Source organism: Saccharopolyspora sp. 6V, assembly GCF_020176785.1.
Classification (GTDB): Bacteria; Actinomycetota; Actinomycetes; order Mycobacteriales; family Pseudonocardiaceae; genus Saccharopolyspora_C; species Saccharopolyspora_C gregorii.
The window spans coordinates 85,558-101,913 of the sequence record NZ_JAIUKB010000036.1; the positions used below are offsets into that span (position 1 = coordinate 85,558).

The window sequence follows — 16,356 nt, forward strand, 5'->3', positions numbered from 1 at the left end:
AGGAGAACGGATGACCTATCCACCAGAACCGTGGGAGCTGCACGGCGACCTGCACCTGTCGCTGTGGTCGCTGCCGGAGGTGGAGCTGCCGGGAGTGCCGCTGGAGACGCCACCGGTGCTGATCGGCGACCGCGGTCTCGTCGGCACCGCGTGGGTGCGCTACGGGCCGGGCAGCGTCCTGGAGTACGACGAGCTGCTCGTGGCCGTCCTGGTGCGCGACGGCGCGGTGCCGCGGGTGCACATCAGCCAGATCTGGGTGGACAGCCCGGAATCCTTGCGGGGCGGGCGCGAGCTGTGGGGGATCCCCAAGGAGAGCGCGGAGTTCCGCAGGCGCACCGGCGCGCGGGTCACCTCGTGCGCGGCCGGGGGCATCGCCTCCGCCGGTTTCTCCCGGTTGGCCCGGGTGCCCGGTCGCTGGCCGTTCGCCTACCGCGTCGCCCAGGACCTGCACGAGTTCCAGCAGTCCCCGGTGCGCGGATCGGCCGGGCTGACGTGGTGCTCGGCGGTGTGGCGGTTCGATCCGGACGGGCCGCTGGCGTGGCTGGACGGGCGGCGGCCGGTGGCGAGCGCGGCGCTCACCGACTTCTCGATGAGCTTCGGCGCGGCGTCCGGCTGATCCGCTTCCTCCCGGTTCTTCCGTTGCGGGCACGGGATTCTGGGTTCGCGGTGCGGGGCGTTCGTGGGATCATGGGAGCCATGACCGGTTCCGCACGCGCCCTGCTGGACTCGATTCACCGCGAACTCGCCCCGAGGGAGGGGGAGAACCGGCTGGTGCCGCTGGTGCGGGACGGTGCCGCGCCGAGGTCGGTGCTGGCCGCGCTGGCGGCGGAGGAGTCCCGCATCGTGCCGTGCGACTGGCGCAGCTTCCTCACCCTGTCCGCGCGCGCCGCGGACCGGCCCACCCGCGAGTTCTTCGCCGGGCTCGCCGCGGGGGAGGGGGCGGCGCTGGGCGCGCTGCCGAAGCTGTCGGCGGCGCTGGGCTGGAGCGAGCAGGACGTCGCCGACTACCGGCCGAAGGCGGGTTGCCAGGCCTACCCCGCGTACATGTCGTGGCTCGCGCTGCACGCCGAGCCCGGGGACGCCGCGGTGGCGATCGTGTCGAACTTCGCCGCGTTCGGCGCCTACTGCGCGGAGGTGGCCCAGGCGCTGCGCAGCAGGTACGGACTGTCCGATGCGGACTGCGAGTTCTTCGACCTGTTCGGCACCCCGGTGCCGGGCGCCGACGAGCAGGCGGAGGCGGCGGTGCAGGCCGAGCTCGACGCGGGCCGCATCACCGAGTCCCGCGCCCGCGAGCACGCGCGACTGTTCCAGGACTACGAGCTCATGTTCTGGAACACCCTCCCCGACGAACTCCGAACCGCTCCGCCGAACGAGTGATCACCGTCCGGCGTGGACACCCGCCGATCCGCAGTCGCTACGGCCGTGCCCCGAACCGGCCCGGGCGGGTTCCGATGGGGCGAGCCGAAATCGCTGCATGGTTCCCGCTCCCGAGGATCGCCACCTCGGTGACGTGACATTGCAGTGCGACCAGGTGGTGAACGGTTGGCGCACCGTCATCGTGCACTTCCGGCAGGCCAATGCCGAGGCGACCGTGTACTTCAAGGGCGGAGGCGAGAACCTCGACGGCAGCCCCTCCTCCCCACCGCCACCCGAAGAACTCGAACGCCCCGTCCACACCATCGTCCGGCACCTGCACCAGGAGCTGGGTCGCCGCGCTAGTCGACGACGGCGGGGAGCGGCGGCAGCTGGTGGATCTCGCCCGCCTCGTGCAGGCGCAGGAAGGCGTCCACCACGCCGGGGTCGAACTGCGTGCCGCTGCCGTCGCGCAGCTCCTGCACCGCCTCGTCCACGGTGAGGGTGCGCCGGTACGGCCGGTCGGCGAGCATCGTCGCCCACGCGTCGCACACCGACACGATCCGCGCCTCCAAGCGGATCTCCTCGCCGCGCAGCCCCAGCGGATAGCCCTTGCCGTCCCAGCGCTCGTGGTGCTGGCGCACGATCTCGGCGATGTCGTCCAGGTCCGGCACCGCGCGCACCAGCCGGTAGCCGTGGTCGGGGTGCTCGCGCAGCAGCGCCCATTCGGCGTCGTCGAGCGCGGCGGGTTTGCCCAGCACCGACGCCGGGATCACGATCTTGCCGACGTCGTGCAGCCGTCCCGCGAGTTCCGCGTCCTGCACGGTGCCCGCCGCCGCACCCATGGCCTCGCACACGATCCGGGCGTAGGAGCCGACGGCGCGGCCGTGCGAGTGCGAGGACAGGTGCCGGTCGACCAGGTCGCTGACGGCGTGCAGGTAGCCCAGCGAGGCGGTGTGCTCCGACGCCGAGCCGGGCCGGTCGCCGACGGAGATCCGGTCGCGGCCTTCGGCCTTCGCCGCGTACAGCGCGCGGTCGGCGGCGGCGACGATGCGCACCGGGTCGTCCTGGTGGCCGTCGGCGAGGGCGGCTCCGACGGAGGTGGTGACCGCGATGCTCGCCCGTTCGGCGCGGGCGACGGGTTCGCGGGCGATCGCGTTCCGCAGCCGTTCGGCGATCGCGGGCACGTCCTCCGGTGCGACGTCGGTGGCCAGCAGCGCGAACTCCTCGCCCCCGTAGCGGGCCAGCACGTCACCTTCGCGGACCACCGCGCGCAGCCGCGCCGAGACCTCCAGCAGCACCCGGTCCCCGACGGGGTGCCCGTACCGGTCGTTGATGGCCTTGAAGTGGTCGATGTCGGCGATGAACACGGCGAGCCGGGTGCGGGTGCGCCCCGCCCGCGCCAGTGCTTTCGGCAGTTCCGCCTCGAAGTACCGGCGGGTGTGCAGCCCGGTGAGCGAGTCGGTCACCGCGAGCCTGCGCTGCTCGGAGACCATCACCACGAGCCTGCCGAGGGTGAGCAGGAACAGCACCGCGCACGCCACCGCGATCGCGTTCACCGAACCTTCGGACACCCGCGAGTTCTCCAGCACCAGCACGCCCGGTGCGATGAGCGAGGCGGCCGCGAGCATCGTGACCCGCAGCGGGCTCAGGTTCAGGTCCTTGCCGGGTCCGGCCTGGGCCACCGCCGCCATCGTCGGGTGCAGCCCGGCGGCGCCGAGCGCGATGTTGCCTGCCAGCCACAGCACGTCCAGGAAGTTGCCTGCCGCGTAGCTTCCGTCGATGCGTTGCAGCACGTAGATCGAGTCGGCACCGAGGAACGCCAGCAGGTTGGCGACCAGCAGGAAGAACGCCGGCGGCCGCGGCCCGGGGTCGAGCAGCAGCCGCAGCCCCACCGCCAGCAGCGCCAGGTCCAGCACCGGGTACGCCACGTACGCCGAGGTCGTCAGCGTCGACTCGTCCGCACTGGTCAACGGCTGGATCAGGTACAGCCAGGACAGCAGCGCCGCCGCCACGCCCAGCACGGTCGCGTCGATCAGGCTCGGCAGGTCGCGCCGCGGCGCGCGGGCCCGGATCAGCAGCAGCACCCCGGCGACGATCAGCGGGTAGTGCGACAGGTACAGCACGTCGGCCACGAACGGGAACGTGGTGATGCCCAGCAGGTAGTGCGCGGTGTAGAAGCTCGCGTCGGCGAAGAAGTACACGGTCTGGCTGGCGGCGATCAGCAGCCACGCCAGCTGCCACCGCGGCCGGTACCGGCGCACGCCCAGCAGCAGCGCCGGAACGGCGGAGGCGCTGATCCCGCAGTACAGCACGATGCGCAGCGCACCGGTGCCGTCGACGCCCGCGAGCGCGAAGTAGACCAGCGCGACCAGCGCGCAGCCGATCAGATAACCCGGCCATCCGAGGCCGCCGAACGTCCGGCGGACGGTGCTGATCATCGGTGCCTCTCCACTCGGGACCCGGCCGATCGGCGACGCGTCCGCGTCGGTTCCGCGCGGTGCGGAGCGGGCCCGCCGAAGATCGGCACCACCTTAGTGGCGCGGTCCCGGCCCGGGGAACACGTGGCTCGTGGCCGGAATCCGCACGCGCCGGTGCGCGATGTGGACGGTCCGCCGCCGTGGACGGTTCGTCCGAGCGATGATCGTCCCGCCCGGGTGCGGTGCACAGTGGACCCACCGCTGCACGGCGATCGTGGGGAAATTCCTCACCGCCGGACGCTGCCGCGGCCCGTGACGGGGCCCGGCGGACCGGCGCGGCGCGCAAGGGGGAGCCGCGGCACCCCCGAACCCTCGGGAGCGCCGCAACGAGTGCGGACGCCGACCTCCGCGATCAGGTCAGCGCGCTCGGATCCGCGGGCACGTCCACCGCGTGCTCGCGCAGCGCGCTCAGCGGCACCACCTCGATGGCCTTCGCGTGCGTGGCGGCCAGCAGCACCGGCGGCGCCGCTCCCGCCGAGTACGCCTCCAGCCAGCGCGACGCGCACACGCACCAGCGGTCACCCGGCTGCAACCCGGCGAACCCGTGCTCGGGGCGCGGCGTCACCAGGTCGTTGCCCGTTTCCTGCTGCTGCACCAGGAATTCGGTGGAGACCACGGCGCACACCGTGTGCTCGCCGACGTCCTCCGGCCCGGTCGAGCAGCATCCGTCGCGGTAGAAACCGGTGAGCGGGTCGGTGCCGCAGGGCTCCAGCTCGCCACCGAGAACGTTGCGATCGGTCGTCATGAGGGCACCTTCACTCCAACACCTGGACGCCGGTCCGGGCCGGCACCTCAGGCCCGGAACCCGATGAGGTTCCAGTGTGGCGAGAACAGCGGTATCCGTCCAGTGGCCGCGGCGGTCTAGCGGGGCATCCTGCGCCAGATCGGGCGCGGTACGTAGCGCAGCACCCCGAACAGCACCCGCAGCGCGAACGGCACCCACACCTCCACCCGGCCCCGGCGCAGCGCCTTCGCGGCGGCGTCGGCGACCTGGCCGGGCGTGCTGGAGAACGGTGCCGGGGACATGCCCTCGGTCATCCGCCCGACGACGAACCCGGGCCGGACCACCAGCAGGTGGACGCCGCTGCCGGCCAGTGCGTCGGCGAGGCCGGCGGCGAACCCGTCGAGCCCGGCCTTCGCCGACCCGTACACGTAGTTGGCCCGCCGCACCCGCACCCCGGCGACGGAGGAGAACACCACCAGGCGGCCGCGGCCCTGGGCGCGCATCAGGTTCGCGAGGTGGGTGAGCACGGAGACGTGCGCGACGTAGTCGGTGTGCACGATCGACACCGCGTGCTCGGCGTCCTGCTCGGCCCGCTCCTGGTCGCCGAGGATGCCGAAGGAGACGATCACCTCGTCGAGCGAGCCGTGCCGCGCGGTGAGCTCGTCCAGCAGCGGGCGGTGCGATCCGAGGTCGTCGGCGTCGAACTCGACGCGTTCCACCGCCACCGCACCCGCTTCGCGCAGCCGCGCCTCCTGCTCGTCGAGGTCGCCGCTGCGGCGCGCGGCCAGGACCACTTCGCGGTTGCCGTCGCCGACGAGGCGGGCGGCCAGTTCGACACCGATCTCGCTGCGGCCGCCGAGGACCAGAACCGTGGAGCTCATGGCCGATCAGTGTGCCCGAGGGGTTCAGCGCAGCTCGGGTGAGGGGGTGAGGCCGCCGCGGCAGAACGCCACGACCTTCTCCCGCAGCGCACCGTCGGACACGGCGGCCACGGCGTCGTGCCCGGCGTCCACCTCGAGGTACCGCAGCGCGGGCCCGGACAGCGCCGGTCCGGCCAGCTGGTGGCGCAGCGACCTGGCCCGGTCCACCGGCACCAGCTCGTCACCGGTGCCGTGCACCAGCAGCACCGGTGCCGTGTTCGCCGCGGAGGCGCGTGCCAGTTCGTCGCCTTCCACCACCAGCGGCGCCAGCGCCGCGCACGCCGACCACAGGCCGGGGGTGCTGCCCGCGGCCTGCAGGGCGAGCCGCCCGCCGTGCCCGCCGCCGAGCAGGACCGGCCCGGGCAGCCCGGCGCGCTGCGAGCGCAGGTGGTGCCCGAGCGAGATCACCCCGGCCAGGTCCGGCCCGCCCCACCGGCCGCCGTCGGACCGGCGGTTCGGCGCGATCACGGCCACCCCGACCGACGCCAGGTCCTGGAACAGCGGGTGGAACTCCCAGCGCCACAGCTCGCCTTCGGTGTGGTGCAGCGCGAGCACCACGTGGTCGCAGGTCCGCCACTTGGTGCCGCCGTAGACGACGGCCTCGATGCCGCCGCCGAGGCGCAGCAGGTCCGCGGAGGCCCACGGCGGCAGCTCCGGGCCGGTCTCCTCGGGCAGCGCCGAGCAGGAACCGCTCGGTGACACCGTGACCAGCGTCGGCGGCCGCGCGGGCGAGGAGAACGGCACCCGCACCGTCTTGCCGTTCAGGTGCGCCCGGTCGCCGGTGCGGCCCGGCGGCAGGGTCAGCGCGGTCAGCTTGTCCTCCCGCGGCGCGTAGAGGTCGAGCGCCGACAGCGCGCCCGATTCCCGCCGCAGCAGCACCCGCTGCCCGCCGTCGTCGACGGTCAGCGGGATGTGCGTCGGGCACAGCCGGTCCGGGAACCGGACGCTGCCCGCCCCGTCCAGCAGCACCCAGCCGACCCGGTCCGCGCCGCTGGAGGTGGAGCGCACCAGCAGCAGCTTGGACCGCTGGTGGTGCAGCAGGATCCGGTCGTCGCTGCTGGGGGACAGCGAGAACAGCGGTTGCCACGAGCCGCGCCGCAGATCGGCCAGCACCCCTTCCACGGCCTGCCCGGGCCGGGTCAGGTTCAGCGCCAGCAGATCCGCGTCGGTGTCGAGCCACACACCCCCAGTGGCGGCACCGGGCAGCCGCACGAGTGGCTCGACACCGGGCGGGCCGTCGGTGAGTCGCCAGACGGCCGTTCGTTCCGGGTCCTCCTGCGCGACCAGGAAGCCCAGTTGCGCCGCCGACGGGCTCGGCAGCAGATAGCCGTCCGCGGCGCGCACCTGGCCGACGATGTGCGCGCGCGGTGCGGACGGGTCGACGAGTTCCAGTTCGGCGAGTCCGCCGCCGCGGTTCACCAGCAGCAGCACCCGGCCGTCACCGAGCGGCAGCACCTGGGCGCGCGGGTCGACACCGGAGTCGGTGTGGATGAGTTCCGGTTCGCCGCGGACCTTCCCGGGCAGCTGGCCGAAGCGGCGGGCGCGCAGCGAGTGCGGCCGGGGGCCGCGCGGGGCGAACGACCACAGCTCCAAGGTCGAGACCTCGGCGCTGGTGCGGATGCACGCGATCTCCCGGCCATCCGGGGAGAAGCCGAAGTTCGACCTGGACACGGCGGACGTGGCCGGCCGGATCGGTGCGGGTGCGCTCATGAGCACCCCGGGAGGGCGGATTGCACTCCGCGAGAGTAGGAAACCGCAGTTCAGGGCGGTTTAGGGTTTCCTTAGAGGTGAGCCTGTATCACCCGTCCCGGGCAGGATCCTCACTCGGAGGTGTCAGCCGGGCGGCGAGTTCCGGGAACGCCGGGGAACGGGCGCGGATCGATGGAGATCTCCTCCATCCGCTTGCGGTAGAGCTCGTAGCGCCGCCGCGCCTCGCCGAAGCGTTCCGCGCGCAGCAGGGTGGCGACCAGGTCGAGGTGCGCCTCCTCGTCGTACTGGTCGTCGCGCAGCAGCCGCAGCGCGAACCGCGCCACCCGGTCGGTGTCGCCCTCGTCGCGGGAGCGCCGGGTCAGCGCCCGCAGCAGCGCGGCGTGCGTGGTGCGCAGCTCGTCGGCCAGCGCGTCCGCCCACTCCTGGTACGGGTCGTCCTCCAGGAAGTCGCCGGTGTAGGCGGCCTCGGCGTCCAGCAACAGCGCGGTCGCGGCGGGGGAGTCCTCGCGGTCGGCCTGCAACGCCCTGTCGGCGAGGGCGAGGAACGATTCGACGTCGATGCGCACGCACCTCGGGTCGAGACCGACCGTGCCGGTCTCGCTGGTGCGCAGCACCGATCCCGCGGCCGGGCCGGACGTGGCCAGCACGTCGCGCACGGTGGACAGCAGCACCGAGAGCCGGTTGCCCGCGCGTACCGGGTCCACCTCCGGCCACAGCAGTTCCATCAACTCTTCGCGGCGCATCGGGCGCCGCTTGGCGACGAGGATCTTCAGCAGGTCGCGGGCCTTGCGGGACTGCCAGGCCGCGCGCGGCACCGGCACCCCCGCGTGCTCGATCCGGAACACGCCGAGCGCGCGCAGCAGGACCGGCGGCGCCAGCCGGGCGACCGCGGCCAGCGGGCCGGCGGCGGCGCGGGCGTCGGGGGCGGCACCGTGCTCCAGCAAGGTGCGTTCGGCGAGCTCGGCCACCGCGCCCGCCCCGCCGGGCGCCGGGGCCAGGCGGTGGCGCAGCAGCAGGGCCTGCGCCTCGTCGAAGGCGAAGCCGCCGTCGCGCCAGATCTGCACCGCTTCGTCCAGCGCGGGCCCGTGCACCAGCGGATCGGTGGCGGTGACGGCGGTGAGCGCGAGCGCTTCGGCCAGCCCCGGCTCGTCCCCGCGGGCGCGGGCCTGCTCGGCGGCGAGCGCCGCGTCCGCCCTGGCCGGTTCCGCGTCCCCCGCCTCCCAGGAGATCCAGCCGCGGGTGAGCAGCGCGCGCACCTCGTGCAGGTGTTCGCCGAGGTCGATGGCGCGCTGGGCGAGCAGCCGGGCGCGCGCCGGGTCGTCGGCGGCGCGGGTGCGGGCGAGCCCGACCAGCGCGGAGCTCGTCGCGAGCACGTCGCGCGCCGGTTCGGCCAGCGACAGCGCCTCCTCGTAGGCGGAGCGGGCGCGTTCGAGCCTGCCGCGCAGGCGGTGCACGTCGCCGCGCACGCACAGCGGCCACGCGAGGAACCCGGTGCCGAAGCGGCCGAACACCTCGCAGGCCGCGTCCACCGCGACGGTCGCCTCGTCGAACCTGCCGAGCCTGGTCAGCGCGTGGGCGCGCTGGGTGAGCGCGTGCGCGCGCAGCAGCGGGTCGTGGTGCTGCTCCGCCGTTCGCAGCGCCGCGTCGGCCTGCGCCAGCGCCGCGCCGGGTTCGCCGGATTCGGTGCGGTGCAGCGCGCGCAGCACGTGCAGCCTGCCGAGGTGCGCGTCGGCGGCGTTGTCCGCGGCGGCGAACCACGCGGTGCGCGCCGCGCGCTGGTCGCCACGGGCCGCGGCGAGCACGGCACCGGCGAGCGCGGCGACCGGTGCGGTGCGCGGGTGACCGCGCTGCTCGGCGATGTCGGCGGCCCGCCGCGCCTCCCGCTCGCCGCGGGCGGTGTCGCCGGTGAGCCGGTGCGCCAGCGCGGCGGTCGCGTGCAGCCGCACTTCGTCGGCCGGATCGCCCGCGGTGCCCGCGGCGGCGGCGCAGGCGGCGAGCGCCTCGGCGGGTTCGGCCCTGGCGAGCGCGGCGTCGGCGATCCGCCACGCCAGGCCGGGTTCGGCGGGGTCACCGGCGCGGGCCCAGTGCGCGGCGGCTTCCGGCCACCGTCCGCGCAGCCGGTGCGCCTGCCCGACCACGCGGGCGATCCGCTGGTCGTGCTGCTCGCCGAGGAGGGTGGCGGCGTCGAGCACGACGTCCACGTGCCCGTCGTCGAGCAGCCGGGCGCCCGCCTCCACCAGCAGCGCGGCGCAGCGCTCGGTCTCGCGGGCCGCGACGAGGTGCCGCAGCGCGCGTTCGTGCCTGCCCGCGCGGTGGTGCTCGTCGGCGGCCTGCCGGTGCAGCGCGGTGCGGACCTCGGGGGTGACGGTGCGCGGTTCGGCCAGGAACTCCGCGAGCGGTGGCACCAGCGCCCACCGCCCGGTCGAGGCGGGCCGCAGGAGTCCTCGCCGGGCCAGGTCCGTGAACACCCCGCCCTGCTCCTCGTGGGTGACGTCGCCGAGCACGGCCAGCCGGTGCAGCGCGTGCCGCGCCCGCTCCGGTTCGCGGTCGAGGACTTCTTCGGCGAGGTACGGGTGGAACCGGGTGGCGGGTGGCAACCCGCCGCCGCGCGGTTCGGGCACGGCGCGCAGCGAGTCGATGGCCCGGCACACCGCGGCGGGCCAGCCGCCGGTGCGTTCGCCGAGCTCGTGGGCCAGCGCGATGTCCGCGGTGCCGAGGCAGCGCTCGATGAGCTCGGCGATCTCGTCGGCGTCGAAGGCGAGCAGCCCGGCGTCGATCTCGCTGACCTTGCCCTGTCCGCGCAGCCGTTCCAGCGAGAACGGCGGTTCGTGCCGGGACAGCAGCACGATCCGCAGCCGCGGGGGAGCGCTCCGGCACAGGTCGGCGAGCAGCGCCGCCGCGTGCTCCCCGGCCTCGTGCAGGTCATCGACGACCAGGTGCAGGTCCACCGCCAGCTCGCGCAGCCACTCTCGGACGGCACCGCGGTCGGGTTCCGGGGCGGGACCGGGCAGGTGCGGGCGCGCGGCGTCGACGAGCGTCGCCAGCAGCCGTCCCGCGTCGTCCCCGGCGCCCTCGGGAGACCACCAGGCGGTGCCGCGCGCGGACGCGGCCCAGGCGCGGACCGCGGTGGTCTTGCCCCAGCCCGCCGCCGCGATCACCAGGCAGACCCGGTTGCGGGTGGCGGTGGCGAGCGCGTCCGCCAGCACCGGGCGCGCGATGGTGCTCGTGCCGTGCCGGTCTCGACCTCGCATCGCCCCTCCCCGCCGTTCCGCTCCGGGTTTCCGCGCCCGGTCCGCCGCGCCGGAGCCGTTCCGGTGGGCTGCCAGCCATGGTGAGATCGGTCCGGGCCCACCGCTGGGTGCGGGAACGAGGTGGTGGCGCGGGTCGGGACGCTCGGTGCTGAATCGAATCCGAGGTTCGCCTCAACGTGCTGGCGCGCCGGTGATCCGCTGCCACCTCGGGGGCGAGCCCGAGTCCGGTGCGTGGTCGGCCCGCCGTCGAGCCCCCGCACATCGGGTGAAGTGCGCCGCGGGCTGGTCACCTGCCCGGGTAGGAACGTTCACCGAGTATTGACCGTCCGGTCCGGAACGCGGTGAAGCGGGACACGTCCGGTGGGCGCTGCCGCCGATCGTGCCGCTCACCAGGGGTAATGTGATCGTTCTCAGCGGCCGCGGAGGTGGGGTCCGCGGGCGGCGGCGGAAAAGGGTGGGACATGGGCGTCAACGGTGATCGAGTTCCGGCTGCGGGAGACCCGGGCGGAAGGACGCTCCGTTGACGGTGTCGATGAACCGCGGGACCGGGCCGGCCGCGGGCACCACCCCCATCACCGATCTGCTCGCGCACTCGCCGGGGTCGACGGCCGCGGCGGCGGCGCTGGCCCGAGCCCTGCTGGAGCCCGATCGGACGGCCACCCGGCCCGGCCCGGGAGCAGCGGGAGAACCGGCCGTCCCGGAGGCCGTGGCCGACGGGCGAACGGAACCGGAGCAGGCCGCCGGTGCCGCGCCCGTCGCCGTGTTCGACTCTGGGCCGGCCGCGCCGGAACGCACCCTGCTCGACGTGTTCGCCGCGACCGCGCGCGCCCACCCGGACGCGCTCGCGCTGGACGCGGGCGAGCGGACCCTCACCTACCGGGAGCTGGCGGAGCGGGTCCGGGTCGCGGCGCTCGAGCTCACCGACCTCGGCGTCGGCCGCGGCGACCGGGTCGGCGTCCGCGTCGAATCCGGCACCGCCGAGCTGTACCTGGCGGTGCTGGCGGTGCTCGCCGCGGGCGCGGCCTACGTGCCGGTGGACGCCGACGACCCGCAGGAGCGCGCGGACCTGGTGTTCGGCGAGGCCGGGGTGTGCGCGGTGCTGACCGGCGGTGCCCCGGAACTGCTCGGCACGCCGGGTGGCCGCGGTGGCGCGCCGGCCCCGGACGACGACGCATGGATCATCTTCACCTCCGGTTCCACCGGCACCCCGAAGGGCGTGGCGGTGCCGCACCGCGCGGCGGCGGCGTTCGCGGACGCCGAGGCCCGGCTGTTCCTCCCCGACGACCCGATCGGGCCGGGCGACCGGGTGCTGGCGGGGCTGTCGGTGGCGTTCGACGCGTCCTGCGAGGAGATGTGGCTGGCGTGGCGGCGCGGCGCCTGCCTGGTGCCCGCGCCCCGGTCCCTGGTCCGCACCGGCGCGGACCTGGGGCCGTGGCTGGTGCGGCGGCGGATCAGCGTGGTCTCCACCGTGCCGACGCTCGCGGCGCTGTGGCCGCCGGAGGCGCTGGCCGAGGTGCGGTTGCTGATCTTCGGCGGGGAGGCGTGCCCGCCGGAGCTCGCCGAGCGGCTCGTCGCCGACGGCCGCGAGGTGTGGAACACCTACGGCCCGACCGAGGCGACGGTGGTGGCCTGCGCGGCGCGCCTCGACGGCGCGGGACCGGTGCGGATCGGGTTGCCCCTGGACGGGTGGCGGCTCGCCGTCGTGGACGCCGTGGGAAGCCCGGTCCGGCCGGGCGAGCAGGGCGAACTGGTCATCGGCGGCGTCGGGCTGGCCCGCTACCTGGACGCGGCCAAGGACGCGGAGAAGTTCGCGCCGCTGCCCTCGCTGGGCTGGGAGCGGGCCTACCGCAGCGGTGACCTGGTCCGCGCCGACCCGGAAGGGCTGGTGTTCGTCGGTCGCGCCGACGAGCAGGTCAAGCTCGGCGGCAGGCGCATCGAGCTCGGCGAGGTCGACGCCGCGCTGCAGGCCCTGCCCGGGGTGGCGGGCGCCGCCGCGGCGGTGCGCCGCACGAAGGCGGGTGGCGAGCTGCTCGTCGGCTACCTGGCGGCGGAGGACTCGTTCGACACCGACGACGCGGTGCGGCGGCTGCGCGAGGTGCTGCCCGCTTCGCTGGTGCCGCTGCTCGCGGTCGTGGCCGAGCTGCCGACCCGCACCTCCGGCAAGGTCGATCGGGCCGCGCTGCCCTGGCCGCTGCCGAGCCAGGAACCCGCGGCGGACGGCTCGCTGTCGGTCACCGAGTCGTGGCTGGCGGGGGAGTGGGCGGAGGTCCTGGGCATGCGCCCCGACGGCCCGCGTGCCGACTTCTTCGCCCTCGGCGGCGGCAGCCTCGCCGCCGCGCAGCTGGTCACCAGGTTGCGCACCCGGCACCCGCAGGTGTCCGTCGCCGACGTCTACCAGCACCCGCGCCTCGGCGAGCTGGCCGCGCAGCTCGACGAGCTGGACGCGGTCACCGCCGACCGGCGCGAGATCGCCGAGGTGCCGCAGCGGACGGGGTGGGCGCAGCTCGCGATGCTGGTGCCGCTGAGCACGCTCACCGGGCTGCGCTGGACCGCGGTGCTGGCCGCGGGCGGCACGCTGCTGGCGGCGGCGGGAGCGCCGTGGGCGCCGCGGGTGTCCTGGTGGCTGCTGCTGGTGGCGTGGCTGGTGCTGTTCAGCCCGCCGGGCCGGATCGCGCTGGCGGTCAGCGGGATCCGGCTGCTGCTGCACCGGGTCCGGCCGGGTACCTACCCGCGCGGCGGTGGCGTGCACCTGCGGTTGTGGGCCGCGCAGCAGTGGGATCAGCGGTGCGGGGCGAGCGCGGTCTCCGGCGCGTTCTGGACGACGCACTACGCGAAGGCGCTGGGCGCGAAGATCGGCGACGACGTCGACCTGCACTCGCCGCCGCCGGTCACCGGCCTGCTCAAGATCGGTCGCGGGGCGGCGATCGAACCCGAGGTGGACCTGTCCGGGCACTGGGTCGACGGCGACGTCGTCCACATCGGACGGATCAAGGTGGGCGCGGGGGCGCGGGTCGGCGCGCGCAGCACCCTGCTGCCGGGCGCGCACGTCGGCAAGGGCGCGGAGGCCGCGGCCGGATCGACCGTGCACGGCGTGATCCCCGCCCGGCAGCGCTGGTCCGGTTCGCCCGCGGCCCGCACCTCCGGTTCCCCGGCGAAGTGGCCGGCGCGGCGGGCGCCGCGCTCCCGCCGGTGGAGCGCGGTGTACGGGCTGACCTCGGTGCTGTTCGCGCTGGTGCCGGTGCTGGCGGTGCTGCCCGCGCTGCCCGTCGTCGTCCCCGAGCTGGTGGCGTCGGCCACCGCGCAGGACGCGGTGCGGCGGGTGCTACCGCTGGTCCCGGCCGCCACGGTCGCCTGCTTCGGCGGCTACGCGCTGCTGGTGCTGGTGGCGGTCCGCGTCCTCGGCATCGGGCTGCGCGAGGGGCACCACCCGGTGCACGGCCGGATCGGCTGGCAGGTGTGGGCTTCGGAACGCCTGATGGGCATGGCGCGCACCGCGCTGTTCCCGCTGTATGCCAGCACGTTCACGCCGACGTGGCTGCGGCTGCTCGGCGCGAAGGTGGGGCGCGGCACGGAGATCTCGACGGTGCTCGCGGTGCCGAAGATGACGAAGGTCGCCGACGGCGCGTTCCTCGCCGACGACACGATGGTCGCCACCTACGAGCTCTCCCGCGGCTGGCTGCACGTCGCCCCGGCCCGCATCGGCAAGGGAGCGTTCCTCGGCAACTCGGGGATGACGGCGCCGGGCCGCTCGGTGCCGAAGCGGGGGCTGGTCGGGGTGCTGTCCTCGACGCCGCGGAAGGCGAAGAAGGGTTCCTCGTACCTGGGCCTGCCGCCGATGCCGCTGCGGCGCGCGCAGGTCGCCGCGGACGCCGAGCGCACCTTCGACCCGCCGCTGCGGCTGGTGTTCGCCCGGGCGCTGGTGGAGCTGTGCCGCCTCGTGCCGGTGATGGTGTCGGCGGCGCTGGCCGTGCTGGTGCTCGGCGCCCTCGCCGAGGTGTGGCTGGTCGCGGGTCCGTGGGCGGCCGCGGCGCTGTCCGGGATCGTGCTGCTGGTGGCGGGTGTGCTGGCGTGCGCGGTGACGACGGCGGCGAAGTGGCTGCTGATCGGCCGGTTCCGGGTGCGGCAGCGCCCGCTGTGGAGCTCCTTCGTGTGGCGCGGCGAACTCGCCGACACCTTCGTCGAGGTGCTCGCGGTGCCGTGGCTGGCGGGCCCGGCGACCGGGACGCCGCTGCTGTCGATGTGGTTGCGCACCATGGGGGCGCGCATCGGGCGCGGCACCTGGGTGGAGACCTACTGGCTGCCCGAGGCGGACCTGGTGCGCATCGGCGCGGGCGCCGCGGTCAACCGGGGGTGCGTGGTGCAGACCCACCTGTTCCATGATCGGATCATGAGCATGGACGAGGTGGCGCTGGAGCAGGGCGCGACGCTGGGCCCGCACGGCATCGTGCTGCCCGGTGCGGGCATCGGGGCGCGCACCACCGTCGGGCCGGGCTCGCTGATCACCCGCGGCGACGCGGTGCCCGCGGACTCGCGCTGGTGCGGCAACCCGATCTCGGCGTGGCGGGCATGACGGCCGCGCCGGGAGCGGACCGCTCGACGGACTCGTACCTGCCGGAGCACGGCAACGGCGGTTACCGGGTGGAGCACTACGACCTGGACCTGGACTACCGGGTCGGCCCGAACCGGCTGTCCGGGGAGGCGGTGCTCACCGCGGTGGCCGGGCAGGCGCTGTCCGCGTTGAGCCTGGACCTCGCGGACCTGCGGGTGCGCCGGGTGACCGTCGACGACCGTCCCGCGAAGTTCACCCACCGCGCGGGCAAGCTGCGCATCCGGCCGGCGGCGCCCATCGCCGACGGCGCCCGGTTCCGGGTGCGGGTGCGGTACGCCGGCAACCCGAGCCCGATCCGCGGCCGGTGGGGCGACATCGGCTGGGACGAGCTGACCGAGGGCTCGCTGGTGGCCGGCCAGCCGGTCGGGGCGCCGTCCTGGTTCCCGTGCAACGACCACCCGTCCGACAAGGCCGCCTACCGGGTCGCGGTCACCGCCGACACCGGGTTCGAGGTGCTGGTCACCGGAGACCTGGTGTCCCGGCGCGCGGCGGGCGCGGGCACCGAGCGGTGGGTCTACGAGCGGACCGAACCGACCCCGACCTACCTGATGGGCGTGCACACCGGCCGCTACCGGGAGGTGCCGCTGGCCACCGGCCCGGTGCCGCAGCGCGCCGCGGTGCCGCCGCACCTGGTGGCGTCGTTCCGGGAGATGTTCGGCCGCCACGACGAGATCATGCGGGTGCTGTGCGGCCTGTTCGGCCCGTACCCGTTCACCGAGTACGTCGTGGTGATCACCGACGACGAGCTGGACGAGCCGATCGAGGCGCAGGGCATGGCGGTGTTCGGCCGGAACCTGCTCGACGGCACTCGCACCCACGAGCGGCTGGTGGTGCACGAGCTGGCGCACCAGTGGTTCGGCAACAGCCTCACCATCGGCGACTGGCGCGACATCTGGCTCAACGAGGGCTTCGCGACCTACGCGGAGTGGCTGTTCGCGGAGGCCGTCGGCGAGCGCACCGCCGCCGAGCACGCCCGCGACTGGCACCGGCGGATGCGGCAGGCCGAACCCGGACTGCGGGTGGCCGATCCGGGCGTGGCGCGGCTGTTCGACGAGGGCGTGTACAAGCGGGGAGCGTTGGCGCTGCACGCGCTGCGCGTCGAGCTCGGCGACGAACCGTTCATCGGCCTGCTGCGCCGCTGGGCCGCCGAGCACCGGCACGGCACGGTGCGCACCGCCGAGTTCACCGCGCTGGCCGAGGAGATCGCCGGTCGTTCCCTGGCCGAGTTCTTCGCCGGCTGGCTGCACGGCACCGAACCGCCCGCGGACCCCGGTTTCTGACCCGCGGTCCGTCCCGCTGCGGGAGGTGG

The 16,356-nt window shown here is 75.1% G+C and carries 9 protein-coding genes; 4 read left to right on the plus strand and 5 right to left on the minus strand.

Annotated features, from left to right (window positions below):
• Positions 1-10 precede the first annotated feature (10 nt).
• The gene (locus LCD35_RS08485) at positions 11-616 is read left to right on the plus strand and encodes an acetoacetate decarboxylase family protein (protein ID WP_224956706.1); all 606 of its coding nucleotides are present in this window, start codon (positions 11-13) and stop codon (positions 614-616) included.
• Positions 617-696: 80 nt separating this feature from the next.
• Positions 697-1,377: a transcriptional regulator gene (locus LCD35_RS08490; RefSeq protein WP_224956705.1), complete on the plus strand. Its 681-nt coding sequence runs from the start codon at positions 697-699 to the stop codon at positions 1,375-1,377.
• A 338-nt stretch (positions 1,378-1,715) separates the two neighbouring features.
• On the opposite strand, the gene LCD35_RS08495 is transcribed toward LCD35_RS08490, so the two are convergent.
• The 5 genes from LCD35_RS08495 to LCD35_RS08515 form a co-directional block, all read right to left on the minus strand.
• The gene (locus LCD35_RS08495) at positions 1,716-3,794 is read right to left on the minus strand and encodes a diguanylate cyclase (protein ID WP_224959132.1); all 2,079 of its coding nucleotides are present in this window, start codon (positions 3,792-3,794) and stop codon (positions 1,716-1,718) included.
• A gap of 391 nt (positions 3,795-4,185) precedes the next feature.
• Positions 4,186-4,578: a DUF2237 family protein gene (locus LCD35_RS08500; RefSeq protein ID WP_224959131.1), complete on the minus strand. Its 393-nt coding sequence runs from the start codon at positions 4,576-4,578 to the stop codon at positions 4,186-4,188.
• Positions 4,579-4,694: 116 nt separating this feature from the next.
• Positions 4,695-5,438 carry an SDR family NAD(P)-dependent oxidoreductase gene (locus LCD35_RS08505; RefSeq protein ID WP_224966541.1) on the minus strand — a complete coding sequence of 248 codons (744 nt, stop codon included), beginning with the start codon at positions 5,436-5,438 and terminating at the stop codon, positions 4,695-4,697.
• A 24-nt stretch (positions 5,439-5,462) separates the two neighbouring features.
• The gene (locus LCD35_RS08510) at positions 5,463-7,187 is read right to left on the minus strand and encodes an alpha/beta hydrolase (protein ID WP_225044012.1); all 1,725 of its coding nucleotides are present in this window, start codon (positions 7,185-7,187) and stop codon (positions 5,463-5,465) included.
• Positions 7,188-7,297: 110 nt separating this feature from the next.
• Positions 7,298-10,438 (minus strand): BTAD domain-containing putative transcriptional regulator, encoded by a 3,141-nt coding sequence (locus LCD35_RS08515; RefSeq protein WP_224978072.1) that lies wholly within the window; start codon positions 10,436-10,438, stop codon positions 7,298-7,300.
• Positions 10,439-10,964: 526 nt separating this feature from the next.
• Here LCD35_RS08515 and LCD35_RS08520 point away from each other — a divergent pair.
• Complete coding sequence (locus tag LCD35_RS08520) at positions 10,965-15,008, plus strand: Pls/PosA family non-ribosomal peptide synthetase (RefSeq protein WP_225044018.1); 4,044 nt, start codon at positions 10,965-10,967, stop codon at positions 15,006-15,008.
• Entirely contained in the window at positions 15,005-16,327 is a 1,323-nt protein-coding gene (locus tag LCD35_RS08525) for a M1 family metallopeptidase (protein WP_224966548.1), read from the plus strand. The genes LCD35_RS08520 and LCD35_RS08525 overlap by 4 nt, the downstream gene beginning before the upstream one ends.
• The last annotated feature ends 29 nt before the right edge of the window (positions 16,328-16,356 follow it).